Raw genomic sequence first — 18,060 nt, 5'->3', positions numbered from 1 at the left:
GTGATCTGATAGTTAACAAAGTACTAAAGATACTTAAATTTTATAATGCCTAAAATCTTCTACCCAATTGGTACATCCATGTTGCTTCATCACTTCTTTGTTTTTTAATCCCACACCTAAAAAATCAATGTTGAGTTCTTGTGCCGCTTTTAAGTCCCATAATCCATCTCCAACAGCGATTATTTTTTTAAAGTCTCTATCGTAGAAATTCTTTGACTTTTCAATAGCTTCTTTAACAAAACCTACTCTAGAAACACTAGTAATGGATGTTGCTAATACTTCTTCAATCAACGGAATTTTAGCATCTCTCATTTTAACGCCTGTAGCTTTAGGGAAAGCACCTGTTCCGTATGCAAAAGGAATCTTAGCTTCTTTAAAACGGAATAAAAGATCTCTAGCACCAGGAATTTCGATGACAGGATCATGTTTTTGAAGTTCTATTCCTAGCAGAGTATCGAGCTCAAATCGAAGCGAGTCTGGTGCTTTCTTCCCATAATTACGTTCATAATTATATTCCAAAGCATATCGATCTGTATGATGCAAATAATTGTCATAATCTGTGTCAATATCTTTAAGGCCTATATCTCCTAATACTTTTGTGATGACCTTTAAATAGGTAGGAATACTATCGGTTAGGGTGCCGTCTATATCAAAAACATATAAGGTATCTGATGTGCTCATGTAAATACTTCTTTGATTTTAACCTAGATTATGCAATAGAACTTCGTAAAGAGACTAGAAACCGCAATAAAATCTAGTGTTTTATTAATTTCAGCATAGCATCGCTATGGTTACATTAAAAAACAAAGTGAAACGCTTGATTTTGAAGTGGTTTCAAGGAGTGATAAATTTTCTAGTGCATCATCTGGTTTTAATGTGTCAGTTTTCAAAAATACTAAATATAGCACTCAGATATTGTATAAAACTTAGGTGATTTTGTAGCTATAAAAATGATACAGAATTATCTATAATTTAAATATTGCAATATTACATTTTTAAAATTATCTCTGTTTAATTTTAAACTTCTTGTATCTTTGATACTATGACAAACACACTGCAAATCGCGATTATTCAGACGCATCTTGTTTGGGAAAATGCAACGGCAAACCGAAGTAATCTGGATGTCTTATTACATCAAGTTTCTGACGAGACACAGCTCGTTATTTTACCAGAAATGTTTACAACAGGATTTAGCATGAACCCTGTACCCTTGGCTGAGACTATGGACGGGCCCACGGTCGTGTGGCTAAAAAAATGGGCACAACAAAAACACACAGCCATTTGTGGTAGTATCATTATTACTGAAAACAACAACTATTATAATCGGTTCTTGTTTGTGAAGCCCGATGGTGCTATAGTCTTTTATGATAAACGTCATCGCTTTATGATGGCGGGAGAGGGAGAATTATATACTGCTGGAAAACATGCCGTACTTATAGAATATGAAGGGTGGAAACTGTTTCCGCAAATATGTTATGATTTGCGTTTTCCAGTTTTTGCACGTAATACGGTAGATTATGATGTGATCCTTTATGTAGCTAATTGGCCAAAAACACGGGTCGCTGCTTGGGATGCGTTATTGAAGGCGAGAGCCATAGAAAACATGAGTTATGCCATAGGAGTCAATCGAGTAGGACTAGACGGCAACGGACTTGAATATGTAGGGCATTCTGGGGTGTATAATGTACTTGGGAATGAGATTGCTTTCGCGAAAGCGGAAGAAACCATACTCACAGCTACGTTGTCAAAATCGCATATCACAACCACAAGAAAGCAATTACCTTTCTTGGAAGATCGAGATGTATTTACGCTTAGTTAATCCTTAAATTCAAATCTTTCCTGCTTAAACCAACTCGCATTTACTTCGATTTCTCCTCCAAAATGAATGACTTTTTCAGGCTGTCTTTTTTCAAGGTAGTTTCCTGTGTCATATACCTTATTACCATTTTTGTCTTCGATAAATTGTATCAAATAGCTAGAAGGTTTTAAGGTGTTAAAGTCAAATACCGTTTCACTGGTAGTATAGCGTTCTTGTATGACTTCTCCTTTTAAATCGGTCAATTGAATGATATACGGGAAGTTTTTTGCATTTACTAACGTTAGTCTGATGTTGCCATAATCAGATAATTCTTTTGTTGTTGATGTGAATGTTAACGTGTCGTTGACATTTCCAAAAAAATCGGTCATTGCACCAGGTAGTGCCGTAATAGTATATTTGGTTTTTTCTTCAGATTTAAATGCTAGAGAGATTATTGTGTTTCTTTCTGAAAGAAGCAATTTGTAGTCAATGGGTATAGAGTCTTTTACGACACTAATAAGGCTATCTTTTACCTTTTCTAACGGAATATTACTTCTTATTTCAAAAGGTTCATCAATCACGATGGTTCTTCCTGTTTTTGAAGAAAGGCGTAGGGAATCTGCTTGTGGCTCGCGAAGTTTAGCGATCAGGGTATCTCTATATTTAGGGCCTTTTACTTCAAAAACGAGCGAGTCTATGTCTGGCTTAGGGTTAAACCAGTAGTACAGCGTGTCCGTATTGGGTTTTCTGGAAATCGTAGACCTAAAATCTGTAGGTGTTTTTGAAAGAAGATCTATAGAAATACTATCCACAGGGCCTGTTATACCAAAGGTAATTCTATTAGAACCTGAATGTCTTGGTCGTGATGATTTAGTTTCTGGGACTTCTTTAAACAGCTTTAGACCATAATTACTGTCACTAGGTACAGTAATAAATTCCTTTAAAAAAGCTACTTTATCTTTATTAGGTTGAAAGGTAAAATTGGCATCTTCGTCTTTCATTGCGATAAGCATGTACTTGCCTTTTTTTATATTCCCTATTTCAAATGTAGTAAGGCTATCTAGTGTATTGGTGACGTACCTCGGGCGCTCTTTATAAATAATAGAATCTGTCAATGTACTATCTACGGCATATAGCATCACAGACACAAAATTATCAGGCTTACTTTTTAACTCATCAGTAATAAAACCTTTAACGGTAAGGCTATCTATATAATCGCCTGTAGAAAACACATATTTAAAATAAGAAAAGGGATTACTTTCATTATTGTCTACAATACTTTGCCCGAAGTTAAATACATAGGTCGTATTAGGTTCTAGTGTATCTTTTATCTCAATATTTACATACTTAGCTGCAGATCCTTGTGGTGAAATCACACTATTTTCAAGAGGCGGAGAGATGATGAGTTGCTTTTGATAATCCTTGAGTTTGATATACTCATCAAAATAAATGCGAATCCTATTTCCTTCAAAATTGGTCGTGAAGTTAGGTGGCTCTGATTTTATAAATACCGGTGGAATACTGTCTGTAGGACCTCCCGTAGGAGAACCTCTTTTTGCACAGTTCACCAAAGTAAGCGACATAAAGGCAATTGCCCCAAGATAATAAAGGTACTTTTTAAGTTTCAAAATATATGTAAATGTCGTATTTATTAATGTAGCAAAGAAACAACTAATTTTTAGTCAAACGAAATACTTAGTAGCGAAACACAAAGTTGAGAAGTCTGTAAGACGCACATAGCATTGCAAGTTGAACCTGCCTATGCCGGCAGGCAGGCTAATCCCGCTTTTCAGCGGACTTTTTTACTCTTATTTGAACTCCATATTTCATTTTTTATTGCGCTATTGCCATGGTTGCAATACTTAACTTTATGTTAGGGATTTTAAGCAATTGTAAAGCACAAGCTTCTAGTGTCGCTCCCGTCGTGAGAATATCGTCTACAAGTAAAATATGTTTTCCAGCAAGCGTTTGATTTTCTGTGATGGAAAAGGCATCTAATACTTCATCACTTCTAGAAAAACGACCTTTAAAAACTTGTGTTTTTGTGTTTTTTGATTTAACCAAAACGGTATTTACGTGAGTCGCCTCCAAATGTTTTGAGAGTGCTATCGCAAATCCTGTTACTTGATTATAGCCTCGTTTTTTTCTTTTTTTTGGATGTATGGGTACTGGAATGACTACATCTATTTCTTTATAACCAGGTAACTGACTTAGTTCTTGACCTAGCCAATCGCCTAAAAAACTACTTATTTCTTCATGCCCTCTGTATTTGAGGTTATGTAATAGTGTTTGAACAGGTCCTTTCTTCTCAAAATAGAACAATGCCGTGCCTTGCTCCAGCATAATACGGCCATAAAATACTTTTTGAATAAGCTTATCGTTATACAAGTGAGATTGAGTGAGTGGTAAATGATGCCTGCAACGTGTACAAACCATATATTCTGACGCCTGTAGGCTTTCAGAACACCCGTGACAAGCCTTTGGAAATAAAAAATAGCGTAGTGATTGCAACATGCATTTGTTATTTTTTTTCTAATTTAACCCCTTTTCAAAGAATATAGAACACCTATGGGTACTAAAAGTACTAAAAACACACTTCTATTCCTTACCATACTTCTTTGTATAGTTGTTATAGGCTTAGGGGCTTATACCATAAAATTCTATGGAGAGGTGCAAGAAAATGAAGCACGACTTAAAGAAGAAAAATCACTTATTACTCAAGAACTTCAAGAGGAAATAAAAAGGTATAACGACGTATTAATCGAAAAAAACATATTAGCAGAGGAGCTTTCAACGGCAAAAGAACATTTAGAAGCATTACAAAAACGTTTAGACAGTAATGAAATAACACAATCTATTGTGAGAGCTTACAGAATAGAACTCACTAAAATACGTCGTGAGAGAGAGTTGTTGTTTAAGCAAAATGATAGCCTAATCAGTGAGACAGAGCGCCTCGCAAAACTTCAAGCAGACACACAAGATAAGTTAGAAAAAGCAACAAAAGCCCAAAACTCACTGGAAATCAGTAACAAAGCACTCGCGAAAAAAATAAATTTAGGGGCTCAAATTACGGCTAGCAATCTGATCGCAAGAGGTGTCATACAGCGTAATAGTGGTAAATTCATAAATACATCAAATGCAAAAAGAGCAGATATGATACGCATTTGTTATGAAGTAAATGAAAATAAATTAGCAAAGGCAGGTGACCTTAATTTCTTTGTGCAGGTACTTAATAGTAATGGTGATTTAATAGGTATTCCAAGGGATGAAAAACTCTCTAACGGGAAAGTCATGCGTTTTAACGTACGCAATACAATCGCTTACATCAATAAACCCTTTAATGCTTGCGAACTCGTACTGCCAGTACAAACTCTTAAAGAAGATACGTACACGGTTAATGTATTTCATGAGGATAGACTTTTGCTAACTTCATCTCTTGAGTTAAAATAACATCGCTTCCATTTCTTCAAATTAAGCGGTATCCCTATTTTTGCGGTCTTCATAAAAAGTAGTTACTCAGGTAATCGCTTTTATGGTGGAGTACGCTTTCGCGAAAGCGTATAAAAAAAGAAAACAATTTAGCAACAGCATAAAGAAATACAAACAGATTATGGCCAATCAAGAAGATCAATTCAAAAAGGTAATCTCTCACGCAAAAGAATATGGATATATTTTTGGAAGCAGTGAAATTTATGATGGATTAAGCGCAGTATATGATTATGGTCAAAATGGGGTAGAACTCAAAAAAAATATACGCGAATACTGGTGGAAAAGTATGGTGAATATGCATCAAAATATTGTAGGACTAGATGCCGCAATATTTATGCATCCTACTACTTGGAAAGCGTCTGGACACGTAGATGCCTTTAGTGATCCGCTTATTGATAATAAAGATTCAAAAAAGCGATATAGAGCAGATGTGCTAGTAGAAGACTATGCTGAAAAATTAAATATCAAGGCTGAAAAAGAAATCACCAAAGCAGCCAAGCGTTTTGGAGAGAGCTTTGATAGAGATCAATACGAGGCCACTAATCCTCGAGTGATGGGATATCGCGAGAAACAAAAAGATGCCACGGCTAGACTCGCAAGATTGCTAGATGCCGAAGATCTTAAAGGTGTCAAAGCCCTTATTGAGGAGTTAGAAATTGGGTGTCCAGAATCAGGTTCAAAAAATTGGACAGATGTACGTCAGTTTAACCTCATGTTTGGAACCAAGCTAGGCGCCTCAGCAGAAACCGCTACCGATTTGTATTTACGTCCAGAAACGGCACAGGGTATTTTTGTAAACTTTTTGAATGTTCAAAAAACAGGAAGAATGAAAATTCCGTTCGGAATTGCCCAGACTGGAAAGGCATTTAGAAATGAAATTGTAGCAAGACAGTTTATCTTCCGTATGCGAGAATTTGAACAAATGGAAATGCAATTTTTTGTGCGTCCTGGTGAGGAGATGAAATGGTATGAATACTGGAAAGAAACACGTCTGAATTGGCATAAATCTCTAGGTCTAGGAGAAGAGAATTATCGTTTTCATGATCATGAAAAGTTAGCGCATTATGCCAATGCAGCAGCAGATATTGAGTTTAACTTCCCATTTGGCTTCAAAGAATTGGAAGGGATTCATTCTCGTACTGATTTTGACTTGAAAGCGCACGAAGAATTTTCTGGAAAGAAATTACAATTTTTTGATCCAGAATTAAATGAAAGCTACGTGCCTTATGTGGTAGAGACTTCTATTGGTTTAGATCGTATGTTCTTAGCGGTATTTTCTAAGTCGCTTCAAGAGGAAGATTTAGGAGATGGTACGTCTAGGGTGGTATTAAAGTTGCCATCTATCTTAGCACCTGTGAAAGCGGCTATCTTACCACTTGTTAAAAAAGATGGATTGCCAGAAGTTGCGCAACAAATTGTAGATGATTTAAAGTTTGATTTTAATGTAATTTATGATGAGAAAGATGCCATAGGACGCCGTTATCGACGTCAAGATGCTGCTGGAACTCCATTTTGTATCACGGTAGATCATGATACGCTTAACGATCAAACAGTCACTATACGTCACCGTGATTCTATGAAACAGGAGAGAATAGCGATCAAAGACATTAAAGGTATTATTGATGAGCAAGTAAGTTTTAAGAATTGGATTTCCTTTTAAAATTGCTATGCGTACATAGTTAAAGTGGGGATTTGTGTGTCCTTTCTAGTTGGTTTTAAAAAGAATTTAAGTAAATTTATGAACTTTTTAACAAAAACTTTATACTAATTAGACTAAAAACTACACACAATGAATAACTTCATGAAATTAGTGGTAGTCGTATTAATGGCCTTTGGCTTTAATGCAACTGCTCAAGAAACATTACAACCCACAAGAATGGGTACTATGGCAGATCCTATACTAGTTCCTAGTATTGCAGATCAAATTAAAAATGGTACTGTAAAATATGCGGATAATACACCTAAGCTTGGACACGCAAAAGGAAAAGCAAGTAGTACTGTTATCCCTGGGAAAGGATTTCCAAAAGGAGTAGATCCTTTATTAGATCAACAACGTAATGTAGAGCAAAGACCAATGAGATCACCTGATCTTGTGTTTGTAGCAGATATTTCTCAAGCAACACCATCTGATCCAACTGGAGCAGCGGGTGTAAACCAGTACATGGCAGCTTGGAATAGTGCTTTTAGAATCTTTGACAAAGACGGAAACCCTGAGTCTGCAGAATTAGCTTTAGGAACAATTTTTCCAGGAAATAATATTGGTGATCCAATCATCTTTTTTGATGCAGAGATAGATAACGGTGCAGGAAATCCAAAAGGACGTTTTGTGATCACAGAATTTGATAACAATCCAAACGGATTTAACGTAGCAGTTTCTACAGGACCAGATGCAATGACTTCTTCTTGGCACGTATACACAACAGGTTTTGGAACAGGTTCTTTCCCTGATTATACAAAATTTTCTGTATGGGGGGATTCGTACATTGTAACGGCAAACATTAACGCTAGTGAGAGAGTATTTGCTGTAGAGCGTAATGAAATGATACAAGGTAACCCAGCACAGTTTGTTGGATTCCCATTACCAGGAATTGCGACCAACGGTTTTTACAGTCCACAAGGATTTCATATCACTGATGACCAACATCCACCAGCGGGTACACCAGCACCAATCATCTACTTACAAGATGATGCATGGGGAGGTGTTCCAGCAGGATTTGATCACTTACAAATTTGGGAAGCTACTATTGATTGGGCAAACCCAGCTAATCACTCTATAGCAACTGCTCAAGAAATAGGACCTGCTGAAGGTTTAGAGCCTTTTGTTTCTGTTTTTGATGGGGGAAGCTTTTCAAACAGACCACAACCAGGAGGACCAGATCTTGACGTATTACAAGCAACGGTAATGAATCAAGTACAATATAGAAGATTCGGTACCCATAACTCTGTTGTACTTAACTTCGTAGTGAATGCATTAGGAACTACAGGAGAATTAGCAGGAATTCGTTGGTATGAATTAAGACAACCAACGGGAGATGATACTGAAGATTGGGTAATCCATCAGCAAGGTACATATACAGCTCCAGATGGCAGAGATGCATACTCAGCGAGTATGGTAATGAATACAGAAGGAGACATTGCTATGGCATATTCTTCATCATCTGCAACAGACCAAATTTCTATTCGTTACACAGGTCGTCAAAGTGATGATGCATTAAACATAATGACTTCTGTTGAGCAACTAATTGCTCAAAGTACAGCAGCAAACCCATCAAATAGATTTGCAGATTATGTACAGCTTACTATAGATCCAGTAGATGATTCTTTCTGGCATATTGCAGAATATTTTGAGCCATCACGTCGCGATGTAGTAGCTAACTTTACATTATTAGAGCCAATGCCAGATGACATTGGAGTTTCAAGTATTGATAGCCCAACAGGCGGGGTTCTTTCAAGTGCCGAGCCTATTACAATTTCTATAAGAAACTTTGGAAATAATGATATTACTGATCCTATGGTTCAGTATTCTATTGACGGTACAGATGCTCCAGCCGAAATGTTTTCTGGAACAATCGCAGCAGGAACTACAGAATCATTCACGTTTGCTACACTTGCAGATCTTGGTGTAGATGGTCAAACCTATGAGATTGTTGCAACAACACTTCTTGCAGGAGATTCTAATACAGATAATGATTCGTCTACAGTAATGGTTACAAATTCTGTTGAATTATGTGAGCCAGTTTCTGACTGTGCTGGATTTGATGATGGTGTTACACAATTACAATTAGCAGATCAAGATATTGCTGTAAACTGTGGTCCTACAGGATACAGTGATGATCGTGATATCGTATTTACGTTTGATCCTGACGGTCCTGATACTTTAGACGGTGTCTTACAGATGGGATTTGCAGATTCTATTTTTGCAATCTGGATTGATGTAAACGATAACGGTATTTTTGAAGCAGGTGAAGTTGTAGCAACAGAGCAGGTAGCTACTGCAAACTCTGATTTTGCTTTCAGTTTAGACTTATCAGCATTTACAGTAGCTGAATTAGCAGGAGAGCACACGATGCGTGTAAGAGGTGAAGATGAAAGTACTGCTGGAGATGTATTAGATCCATGTGGTGACTTAGCTTTTGGTAGAACAAATGATTATACTGCGTTCTTCGATGAGTCATTAAGTACTGCCGAAGAAGTATTTGAAGGGTCTGATTTAGTAGTTTCTACTACAGATAACAACCAGTTTGAGATTAGTTTAATCACTCCTTTTAATGGTAGAACTGCATTTAGCGTATTCAACTTAGCGGGACAAAGGTTGGCTTATAATAACCTTACAAAAGAAGGGAACCAGTTCAATTATAGTCTAGATATGTCTTATGCTGCAGCAGGAGTATACATTGTTCAGTTTGATGCAATAGATGGAGGAAGTCCAATAACTGCAAAAATTATAGTTAAATAAGTAGTAGTACTTATAAAACAAATATAAAAGCCCTGTCTTTAATAAAGACGGGGCTTTTTCTTTTAAATACCTTGTTTGCATATCTATCAAACGTATAATTTCTTAATGTATTGATGAAATCTTAATATATGTGATTTTTTTTTGATACTTTTAACATATATAAATCCTATTAATAATTATAATCATGATTAAAAAACTAAAAGTAGCAGCTTTAGTGCTGTTAGCCTTTGGCTTTCAGTCAATGGCTCAACAAGAGACCCAAGGAGGTAGCTTAAACTATGTTGGAGAAGCGGCATCTATGCGCGTAGTGCCATCATTATCTTCTAGAACATCATCATTAACTCTCGCACCAGACTGGAATGGGCAAGAACCTCAAGATGGTAGATATGTAAGAGGGGTAAAGTCAAATGTAGTTCCAGGAAAAGATCCTCAAACTGAAAATGATTACTTCTCAAGTAATCCAGGTAAATTAGATAAGAAAATTAATTTAACAAGATCTCTAGAAAATGATTTTGTTGTAAATAACAATGTGGGTTCTCCATCAGACCCTGCACTTGCAGTAGGCCCTAATCACGTAGTTATTGTTTTTAACACTGGATTCATCATATATGATAAGGATGGAAATGCACTCACGGGACCTTTAAATGTGAATAATATTTTTTCAAATGGAGGATGTTGTGACTTAACAGCATCATATGATAATGCAGCAGATAGATGGGTACTTACTTATTTATTTGTAGGTGCAGGTATGGAACTTGCTGTTTCTGATGGACCAGATCCAACAACAGCAAATTGGACACTATACTCATTCCCACAGGTATCAGACTACAACAAATTATCTGTATGGAGAGATGGATATTACATTACAGATAATGGGCCTAATGATGTTTGGGCTATTGATAGAGATGCAGCACTAGCGGGTGATCCAGCAGCAAGTATCCAAGGTTTTGTAGTGAATGGAATTTCTTCTCCAAATGGAGGGTTTACAAGTGCTCAAGTAGCCAACGTAACAGATGATAACTTACCTACTACTGGAGGAGCTCCTCTTGTGTATATGCGAGATGACGGATTCCAAGGAGTTACTGAAGATGAGTATTGGTTATGGACGATTGACGTTGATTTTGATAATCCAGCAAACTCTGGAGTATCTGTACCCCAAGAATTCCCAGCGATACCATTTATTAATGTTTTTGATGGAGGAGGTTTCAGTAACCTTACACAGCCAGGAGGAGGGATTGCTATTGATGCGCTTCAATCTACGATTATGAACCAAATGCAGTTTAGAAAATTTGCTACTCATAATTCTATTATATTCAATTTTGTAGTAGATACAGATGCAACAGCAGGTGAGCTTGCAGGAATTCGTTGGGTGGAACTTCGTCAATCTGCAGATGGAATGCCTTGGTCGCTTTTTCAAGAGGGTACTTATAATGCTCCTGATGGGAAACACGCTTGGATGGGAAGTATGGCGATGGACAATCAAGGAAACATAGGGATGGGATATTCCTCTATGGCTGGGCCTACAACTCCCAATCCATTAGATAATAGAGTAGGAGCTTTTTATACAGGACGTTTTGCTAGTGATGACCCAGGGGTTATGAGTATTGATGAAGTTGAAATTGCCATCGGAACTCAAAATATTGCAGGACTTCGTTTTGGAGATTATGCAAAGCTAGATGTTGATCCAAATAACGATAAAGAATTTTGGTTTATCACTGAATATGCAAACACCAATCACGTTGCAAAATTTCAAATACAATCAGATTTTGATAATGATTTAGGTGTGGTAAGTATTGATGCTCCCGTAAATGGAGATTTAGCTGCACCACAAGATGTCACCGTCACTATATTTAACTTTGGATTGAATGATGTTACAGGATTTGACGTAACCTACGCTATAGATGGCGGAGCACTTGTCACTGAGTCATTTGCTGGAACTATAGCAAGTGCAACAAGTGCAGAATTTACATTTACAACACAAGGAGATTTTTCTACGGTGGGTCAAACCTATAGTATAACAGCTTCTACTGTTTTTGCTGCCGATGAATTTGCAGACAATGATGCCACTACTAGAGAGGTTACACACCTTAATCCTGATGATGTAGGAGCAACTAATGTCACAGCACCTATTTCTGATGCATCACAAGTCACGATTGAAATTGAAAACTTTGGTACGGCAACACAAACATCTATTCCTGTATTTTATACATTAAATGGAGGCGCGCCTGTACAAGAAACCTATACAGGGTCTATTGCATTTGGAGCAACAGATACCTATACATTTACAGCAACAGAAGACCTTTCTGCTTTAGGAGACTATGTATTTGTTGCAGGAACAGAACTTGCAGGAGATTCTGATGAGACAAATGATGACACAACAGCTACAGTAACAAATGCTATCTGTGAGCCTGAATCTAACTGCGCCGGGTTTGACGATGGAGTTACTCAAATTGCACTAGCAGATCAAGATATTTCAGTAAACTGCTCTGCATCTGGATACACAGATGATACAGATACGGTATTTAATTTTGTGCTTGATGAAAATCCTTTTGAAGGCGTTTTACAGATGGGATTTGCAGATTCTGTATTTGCTCTTTGGATTGACTTTAATGACAATAACACGTTTGAAGCAGACGAGTTGATAGCGAACGAATTTGTAGCACAAGCAAATGCTGATTTTGCATTTACAGTAGATTTCTCTACAGTTGTTGCAGATGTTACTCCTGGAATGCACAGAATGAGACTAAGAGGAGAAGATGAAAGTACGGGTGGAGATGTATTGGATCCTTGTGATGATTTACAGTTCGGTAGAACAAATGATTACACCGCTAATATTAGCGGTACATTAGGAACAGCAGACGAGTTGTTTGCTGCAACCGACTTACAAGTACATTCTCTAGGAAATGATCAATTTGAAGTTATTTTTAATGATACTTCAAGTTTCTCACAAAAACTTCCTATCACTGTTTATAACACCTTAGGTCAGACATTGGCATATTACACTGTCGATAATAATGGTGCTGGATACACAAAAATCATAGATATGTCCTACGTATCTAGTGGTGTTTATTTTGTGAAAGTAGGTACTGCCGATTTAAATAAAGTAAGAAGAATTATTGTAGAATAATTGTTTTTAAAACCATAGAAAAAGGGGGTAAATTCACATTTACCTCCTTTTTAATTTACACCTTTTTAAGGTGATCAGACCTTATGAAATGTATTTTAGTTTTAGATCCTAATAACTCTTTTAGTATATGTGGGTTGATTATACGCTTTCGCGAAAGCGTATAAAAAAGGGGTCGCTCTATTATGGAACACCCCTTCAAATTATACCAGTTATTAATTGAATTTACTGGAAAAGAAAACGATGATTTTTTTTCTTTATATGAGAAAGAAAACTAAAGCATAGCCTAAGCTACGGTTTCTTTTTTCTTGTGAAATAGAAAGGAAAAAAGGGTGTTTTATTACAGTAAATTCAATTGGTAAATGGTATTATAATCTGCTAAAAGATTACTCTTTTGCTTTTACCATCTCATCGATAGATACAGGATTGGCTTTATTACAACGATTCATCATACGCAATCCTCTAAATTTGAAATATACGACCATTCCATCTTTTTTATAACTATCCTCCAAGTTGATAGGGTCGTAATACAATCCATCTTTTAATTTGATTGTATATTCACAATCACCCTCTTTATCAGAATAAACAATAGTACCACTTGTATATCCAGTAGGATCAAACGCTTTTTCGGTAACTTTTTCTTCTGTGTTATCTTTTGCCACTTCTTTTGTGTTTTTGCAGGAAGCAATGCATACTAATACTGCTGTTCCTAATAATAGTAATCTTGTTTTCATCATCGTAGTTTTGTGGTTAGGTTCTTAAATCAATGAAAGGTCGTGAAAATTTTAGAATAATGCTTTTAATTGAATATTTCCAGTGTGGATGGTTCTTGAATTTTCACTTTTTCTACCAAAATAGGAGATGTTTAAATCTAAAAATTTAGTCAATCGCTTTTGAGCAATCACATTCCAAGTAAAATTAGTGCCTGGTTGTAATCCTTCTAGTATTTGATAGGCGACAGGGCTAAAGGCACTGCCGTTAAATTGATTGTCTATATAATTAAATTCTCCTAAAAGGGATCCTTTTTCTCCATCTGCAATAGCAAAAGAGGTGCCAAAACTATTTTGCTGTAATGCCTCCAACCCCTGATTGGTGTTTTTCTTATCCTGATACGTATAAAATAAAGAGAGTCTTGACGTCTTACTGAAAAGGTAAGAAATTTTAGGATTGACGGTCGCATTGTCAATACTAAAATTTCGAGACGGAAAATTTTCGGCAACACTTTTTGTAGTCCCTACTTCTCCCTTAAAATTGAAAAGCCAACTCTCTTTTATCTTGTGTAAAAAATTGATTTGATGACTTTCTAATTCATTATCCTGAAGTCCTGTTGACAGTAAATTGGTTGATTTGTTGGAGAGATAACTGTAAGTGGTGGTATAAGTTTGCTTTCCACGATTAAAGGTGAGCGCATTCCTGAAATTTAATCCTAAGCCTATCTCATTTTCATCTGCCGTAAAAGGATTGATTGTGAAGCGTTCTCCTTGGCGCAAAGACCTTCGGTCTATACTGTAGTTGGTTTGGTTGTAAAAACGTGACAGAAACTTTTTGAGACCCTTTAAGCCATTCCACTGTTGAGGATTTATAGTGAGTTGGCTACTCAACTTGTTTTGATGGGTCTGCAAGAATATTTGATTAGGCAGTAGCACACGTATAAAATCGGCTTCATCTTGAAATTGCGATATCTCAAACTCCTCTAGCTGCTGAATCCCATCGTTATTATAATCATTCCATGTGTGGGTTCCTTGGCCTTCATCTACTGCCACAAAGGTAAATTCTTGCTGTGGTTGTGTTCCACTATTAGTTTCAAAAACCGTATTGAGCCTAATGATATCTTTTGCAAAACGCTGATCGTACAATAATCGAGAGTTCAAGGAATTTTGAGCTTCTATAGCAGGATCTTCAAAAAATAAGGTTCTGTAATTGACAAAAATAGAAAGATTGGTTTTTTTATTTTTTAGTAATTGAGATTTCAAAAAGTAAGTGTTTGAAGTGTTGACACGGCGGATCCTATTGGCACGTAAACTGTCATTCACACGATAGCGATACCCAGCTTCTACGTACACATTGGTACTGTCGCCCACACCTACAAACCCTTCATATAGTTGAAAACGTTGACTATCGGGGGTGATAGAGTCATTTGCTTTGGTGACCCGAATATTATCCTCTGTGTAAAATTTACCCCCTACCCAGGCTTTTTTAAGATCATATATCGCACTGCTATACAATTTTGAAAAGTTAGAAGTTACATTCAGATCATTGGTGTTGAGCACACTTGCATTAACAGCCCCCTGGATTCTTTTTGACTGAATGGTACTCGCTAATGAATGTCTCGTTCCAGAATACGAAGCATTGAAATCTAAGTTTTCAAAAGAATATAGTACAGATCCAAACTTTCGATTTTGATACTGTAACCCTGTGGTTAAAAAACTTTGATTCCCTACTAAAATGAGTCCGTTGCCATTGGTATTTTGAAGACCTGTGTCTATATTCCAATCACGATTAAATTCCACGTTATACAATCCTTCTACATTGGTGAAATTTTGTTGTACATAATCCCATTTCCCAAAAGCCTCAAGGGTGCTGGTACTATCTTTTTTAAAAACTTGTTGTTTGACATCTAGGTGGGTTGCAAAGGCATTGTTATCATCATCATCTATACTAGAAAACAAGTTAAGATCATTTTTACTACCCGCAGCTTCAAAAGCAATCGTTGTTTTTTCAGAAGGAGTATAGGCACCATTCACGATGGCAAGTTGCAAAAGGGTAGGGGCAAAAAGTCTAATTTGAGGCGCAAATGATCCTTGTTTCACGCCATTGATGGGTGCTATATATTCAAAAGTACGCCGCAAAGTATTGGTGGTGCTTAGAATATAATCTCCCTGATTTGGACCTACGTTGCTAAAACGTACATTAAATAACGTCTCTTCGGGGTCATTACTAAATTCAAAAACTTGGACGCCACCCACGGTAATCTGTCGGTATAATACTTTGTTTTCACTAAACGTATCTGGTACGGCACTGGGCGCGACCATTTGGGTAGGGTCATCACCAGCATCTCCTAAAACCGCCACCTGATCTTCGGTCAAGGTTTGCTGTAGCGGCTGACTTTTAGCATCAGATTCTGAATATACTTGTGCCGAAATTTTGAAGGAATCGCTTTCGCGAAAGCCTCCTCCGCCATACGCCACAAAACGCGTAAAATTACGCTCGCTAAATTGATAATCTACTGTAATACGCATTTCACTTGTAATAGGAAAAGTCGCATTAAAACGAATCTCTCCCGCGTTGTAATCAATGATGTAATCTTTTGCTTCACCACGTTCTAACAGAATCCCGTTGACATACACGGCTTCACTTCCCGAAACAATCAATACAAAAAGTTCTCCGTTAGGACCTGTGAGTTTGTACGGCCCTTGATTTCCTTCTTGGCCTGTAAATACACTCGTATTAAATACACCACGCACCAAGGCACCTGTAGCAAAAAGATTGGTTGTAGCATCCTCATCGTGGTTAATGTCTGCTTGCAGCGATAATCCCTGTATTTTTTTGGTAAATCTGCCGTAATAGGACTCGGTGTCTTGCAAGTTGATATCTCCTGCTCGGATATTCCAAGTATCGCTAAAGAGTTCTATAAAAATCTGATCAAATTCATCTAAGTTTTGAGAAAAACCCCCCTCCTGACTTGGGATATTGGCATCTTGGATAGACGCTCGTAAGGTGACCTTATCACTCAGCTTTCCACTGAGTTGCAAATCTAATTCAGAATTTACGGTGCTATTTTGATTATTCCCAACAGTCACGCCTCGCACAATACTTCCGCTAGTGTTTAAGCCATTAAAAGGCGTAAATGGCCGTCTTTTTTTCTGATTTCGTAAACGCGTCAGTCGATCCAGATTTCCAGCATTGGTCACAATCCGTTTTGGGTCAAACTGAACGTATTTACGTGTTAAGAATGTAGGGTAGACTCGGTATGTGATGACCAAGGTGTCTGTGGGGATGGCTTCTTTCGCTTTAAGCGAAAGCAAACTACGCGCAAAGTCTATTGTATAGGCTGTGCTGTCTAGCTTTCTTCCTTCTTTTGTGGTAATGTTGAATAAAGAAGGATTGATACTTACAGAATCTAACTGTATGGTATCTCGTAAAGCGATTCTTTTGGTGCGTACCTCCTGTGCTACTAGTGTAGCTGAGCAAAAGAAAAACAACAAAAGGTAAAGGTTACGCATGATTATTAGAACTCGCTAGTGCTAGAAATATTTTATGTTTGTTGTAAATCAAAGGTAAACTTTATAGCCTTTTTAACTTCTTATGCTCGCTACTTTTATAAATTAGCATTTTTCCCAAAGTAGGTATTCGATTTTCTAATTCATACTTTTGGCTTAACAGTTTTACAAGACATGAAAATTATTTCTTACAATGTAAATGGCATTCGTGCCGCTCTAAAAAAAGGATTTGACACATGGTTACAAGCAACAAATCCTGATGTAGTCCTTCTTCAAGAAACGAAAGCGACACAAGATCAAGTAGATGTGGCTGCTTTTGAGGCATTAGGATATCACCATTATTGGTTTAGTGCGCAAAAAAAAGGCTATAGTGGTGTAGCGATTTTAACCAAGCAAAAACCCAATCACATTGAATACGGTACAGGCATTGAGTCTATGGATTTTGAAGGGCGTAATCTCCGAGTAGATTTTGATGACGTTTCTGTCATGAGTTTGTACTTGCCTTCAGGAACCAATAGCGCTCGATTAGACCATAAATTAGAATACATGGATTTATTTCAATCCTATATCAACGATCTTACAAAAGACTATCCTAACCTTGTGATAGGAGGGGATTATAATATTTGTCACGAAGCGATTGATATTCACGACCCCATTCGTAATAAAAATACCAGTGGTTTTCTTCCTGTAGAGAGAGAGTGGATCGGAAACTTTATGGAAAGTGGCTTTATAGATTCTTTCCGTCACCTCAATAAAGAACCAGATAATTATACCTGGTGGAGTTACAGAGCCAATGCGAGAGCCAATAATAAAGGATGGCGTATTGATTACAACATGGTAAGTAAACCACTAGAAGCTAACATTTCAAGAGCGATCATTTTAAAAGATGCGATGCACAGTGATCATTGTCCGCATATGGTTGAATTATCACTCCCTTAATCTAAAATTCACACAATACAATAACCTAAAAATG

At 37.0% G+C, this 18,060-nt stretch carries 11 protein-coding genes; 6 read left to right on the top strand and 5 right to left on the bottom strand.

Features of this window, described 5'->3' with window-relative positions:
* Positions 1-33 precede the first annotated feature (33 nt).
* Positions 34-681, bottom strand: coding sequence for an HAD family hydrolase (locus ACFO3O_RS14890; protein WP_379980186.1), 648 nt, complete (start codon positions 679-681; stop codon positions 34-36).
* A gap of 361 nt (positions 682-1,042) precedes the next feature.
* Between ACFO3O_RS14890 and ACFO3O_RS14885 the strand changes: the two genes are divergently transcribed.
* Positions 1,043-1,819 carry an amidohydrolase gene (locus tag ACFO3O_RS14885; RefSeq protein ID WP_379980184.1) on the top strand — a complete coding sequence of 259 codons (777 nt, stop codon included), beginning with the start codon at positions 1,043-1,045 and terminating at the stop codon, positions 1,817-1,819.
* Here ACFO3O_RS14885 and ACFO3O_RS14880 read toward each other — a convergent pair.
* Both ACFO3O_RS14880 and ACFO3O_RS14875 read right to left on the bottom strand, forming a co-directional pair.
* Entirely contained in the window at positions 1,816-3,426 is a 1,611-nt protein-coding gene (locus tag ACFO3O_RS14880; protein WP_379980182.1) for an Ig-like domain-containing domain, read from the bottom strand. The genes ACFO3O_RS14885 and ACFO3O_RS14880 overlap by 4 nt on opposite strands.
* A 205-nt stretch (positions 3,427-3,631) precedes the next feature.
* Positions 3,632-4,312 (bottom strand): ComF family protein, encoded by a 681-nt coding sequence (locus ACFO3O_RS14875; RefSeq protein ID WP_379980180.1) that lies wholly within the window; start codon positions 4,310-4,312, stop codon positions 3,632-3,634.
* A 54-nt stretch (positions 4,313-4,366) separates the two neighbouring features.
* Between ACFO3O_RS14875 and ACFO3O_RS14870 the strand changes: the two genes are divergently transcribed.
* From ACFO3O_RS14870 to ACFO3O_RS14855, 4 genes are all read left to right on the top strand, one after another.
* Complete coding sequence (locus tag ACFO3O_RS14870) at positions 4,367-5,248, top strand: coiled-coil domain-containing protein (RefSeq protein ID WP_379980178.1); 882 nt, start codon at positions 4,367-4,369, stop codon at positions 5,246-5,248.
* 160 nt (positions 5,249-5,408) lie between these two features.
* Positions 5,409-6,947, top strand: a complete 1,539-nt coding sequence (locus tag ACFO3O_RS14865) for a glycine--tRNA ligase (protein WP_379980299.1) — start codon at positions 5,409-5,411, stop codon at positions 6,945-6,947.
* A gap of 141 nt (positions 6,948-7,088) precedes the next feature.
* Positions 7,089-9,743, top strand: a complete 2,655-nt coding sequence (locus ACFO3O_RS14860) for a GEVED domain-containing protein (protein WP_379980176.1) — start codon at positions 7,089-7,091, stop codon at positions 9,741-9,743.
* Between the two features lie 184 nt (positions 9,744-9,927).
* A complete protein-coding gene (locus ACFO3O_RS14855; RefSeq protein ID WP_379980174.1) occupies positions 9,928-12,870 on the top strand; it encodes a GEVED domain-containing protein in 2,943 nt (980 codons plus the stop codon).
* A 383-nt stretch (positions 12,871-13,253) separates the two neighbouring features.
* Here the strand turns inward: ACFO3O_RS14855 and ACFO3O_RS14850 are convergent, their stop codons facing one another.
* The gene (locus ACFO3O_RS14850; protein WP_379980172.1) at positions 13,254-13,604 is read right to left on the bottom strand and encodes a hypothetical protein; all 351 of its coding nucleotides are present in this window, start codon (positions 13,602-13,604) and stop codon (positions 13,254-13,256) included.
* 48 nt (positions 13,605-13,652) lie between these two features.
* Positions 13,653-17,090, bottom strand: a complete 3,438-nt coding sequence (locus ACFO3O_RS14845; RefSeq protein ID WP_379980170.1) for a hypothetical protein — start codon at positions 17,088-17,090, stop codon at positions 13,653-13,655.
* A gap of 171 nt (positions 17,091-17,261) precedes the next feature.
* Here ACFO3O_RS14845 and ACFO3O_RS14840 point away from each other — a divergent pair, with 171 nt between their 5' ends.
* A complete protein-coding gene (locus ACFO3O_RS14840) occupies positions 17,262-18,026 on the top strand; it encodes an exodeoxyribonuclease III (protein ID WP_379980168.1) in 765 nt (254 codons plus the stop codon).
* Positions 18,027-18,060: the final 34 nt, after the last annotated feature.

The sequence above is a fragment of the Dokdonia ponticola genome, assembly GCF_042653865.1.
Taxonomy (GTDB): Bacteria; Bacteroidota; Bacteroidia; order Flavobacteriales; family Flavobacteriaceae; genus Dokdonia; species Dokdonia ponticola.
The sequence above is the reverse complement of the archived record's forward strand: the minus strand, read 5'-3'. Positions and strand labels throughout refer to the sequence as shown.

Bases quoted from the DNA above. Each gene is read 5' to 3' on its own strand.
- ACFO3O_RS14860 (WP_379980176.1), top strand. From the start codon at position 7,089: ATGAAATTAGTGGTAGTCGTATTAATGGCCTTTGGCTTTAATGCAACT.
- ACFO3O_RS14855 (WP_379980174.1), top strand. From the start codon at position 9,928: ATGATTAAAAAACTAAAAGTAGCAGCTTTAGTGCTGTTAGCCTTTGGC.
- ACFO3O_RS14875 (WP_379980180.1), bottom strand. From the start codon at position 4,312: ATGTTGCAATCACTACGCTATTTTTTATTTCCAAAGGCTTGTCACGGG.
- ACFO3O_RS14840 (WP_379980168.1), top strand. From the start codon at position 17,262: ATGAAAATTATTTCTTACAATGTAAATGGCATTCGTGCCGCTCTAAAA.
- ACFO3O_RS14865 (WP_379980299.1), top strand. From the start codon at position 5,409: ATGGCCAATCAAGAAGATCAATTCAAAAAGGTAATCTCTCACGCAAAA.
- ACFO3O_RS14845 (WP_379980170.1), bottom strand. From the start codon at position 17,090: ATGCGTAACCTTTACCTTTTGTTGTTTTTCTTTTGCTCAGCTACACTA.
- ACFO3O_RS14890 (WP_379980186.1), bottom strand. From the start codon at position 681: ATGAGCACATCAGATACCTTATATGTTTTTGATATAGACGGCACCCTA.
- ACFO3O_RS14850 (WP_379980172.1), bottom strand. From the start codon at position 13,604: ATGATGAAAACAAGATTACTATTATTAGGAACAGCAGTATTAGTATGC.
- ACFO3O_RS14885 (WP_379980184.1), top strand. From the start codon at position 1,043: ATGACAAACACACTGCAAATCGCGATTATTCAGACGCATCTTGTTTGG.
- ACFO3O_RS14870 (WP_379980178.1), top strand. From the start codon at position 4,367: ATGGGTACTAAAAGTACTAAAAACACACTTCTATTCCTTACCATACTT.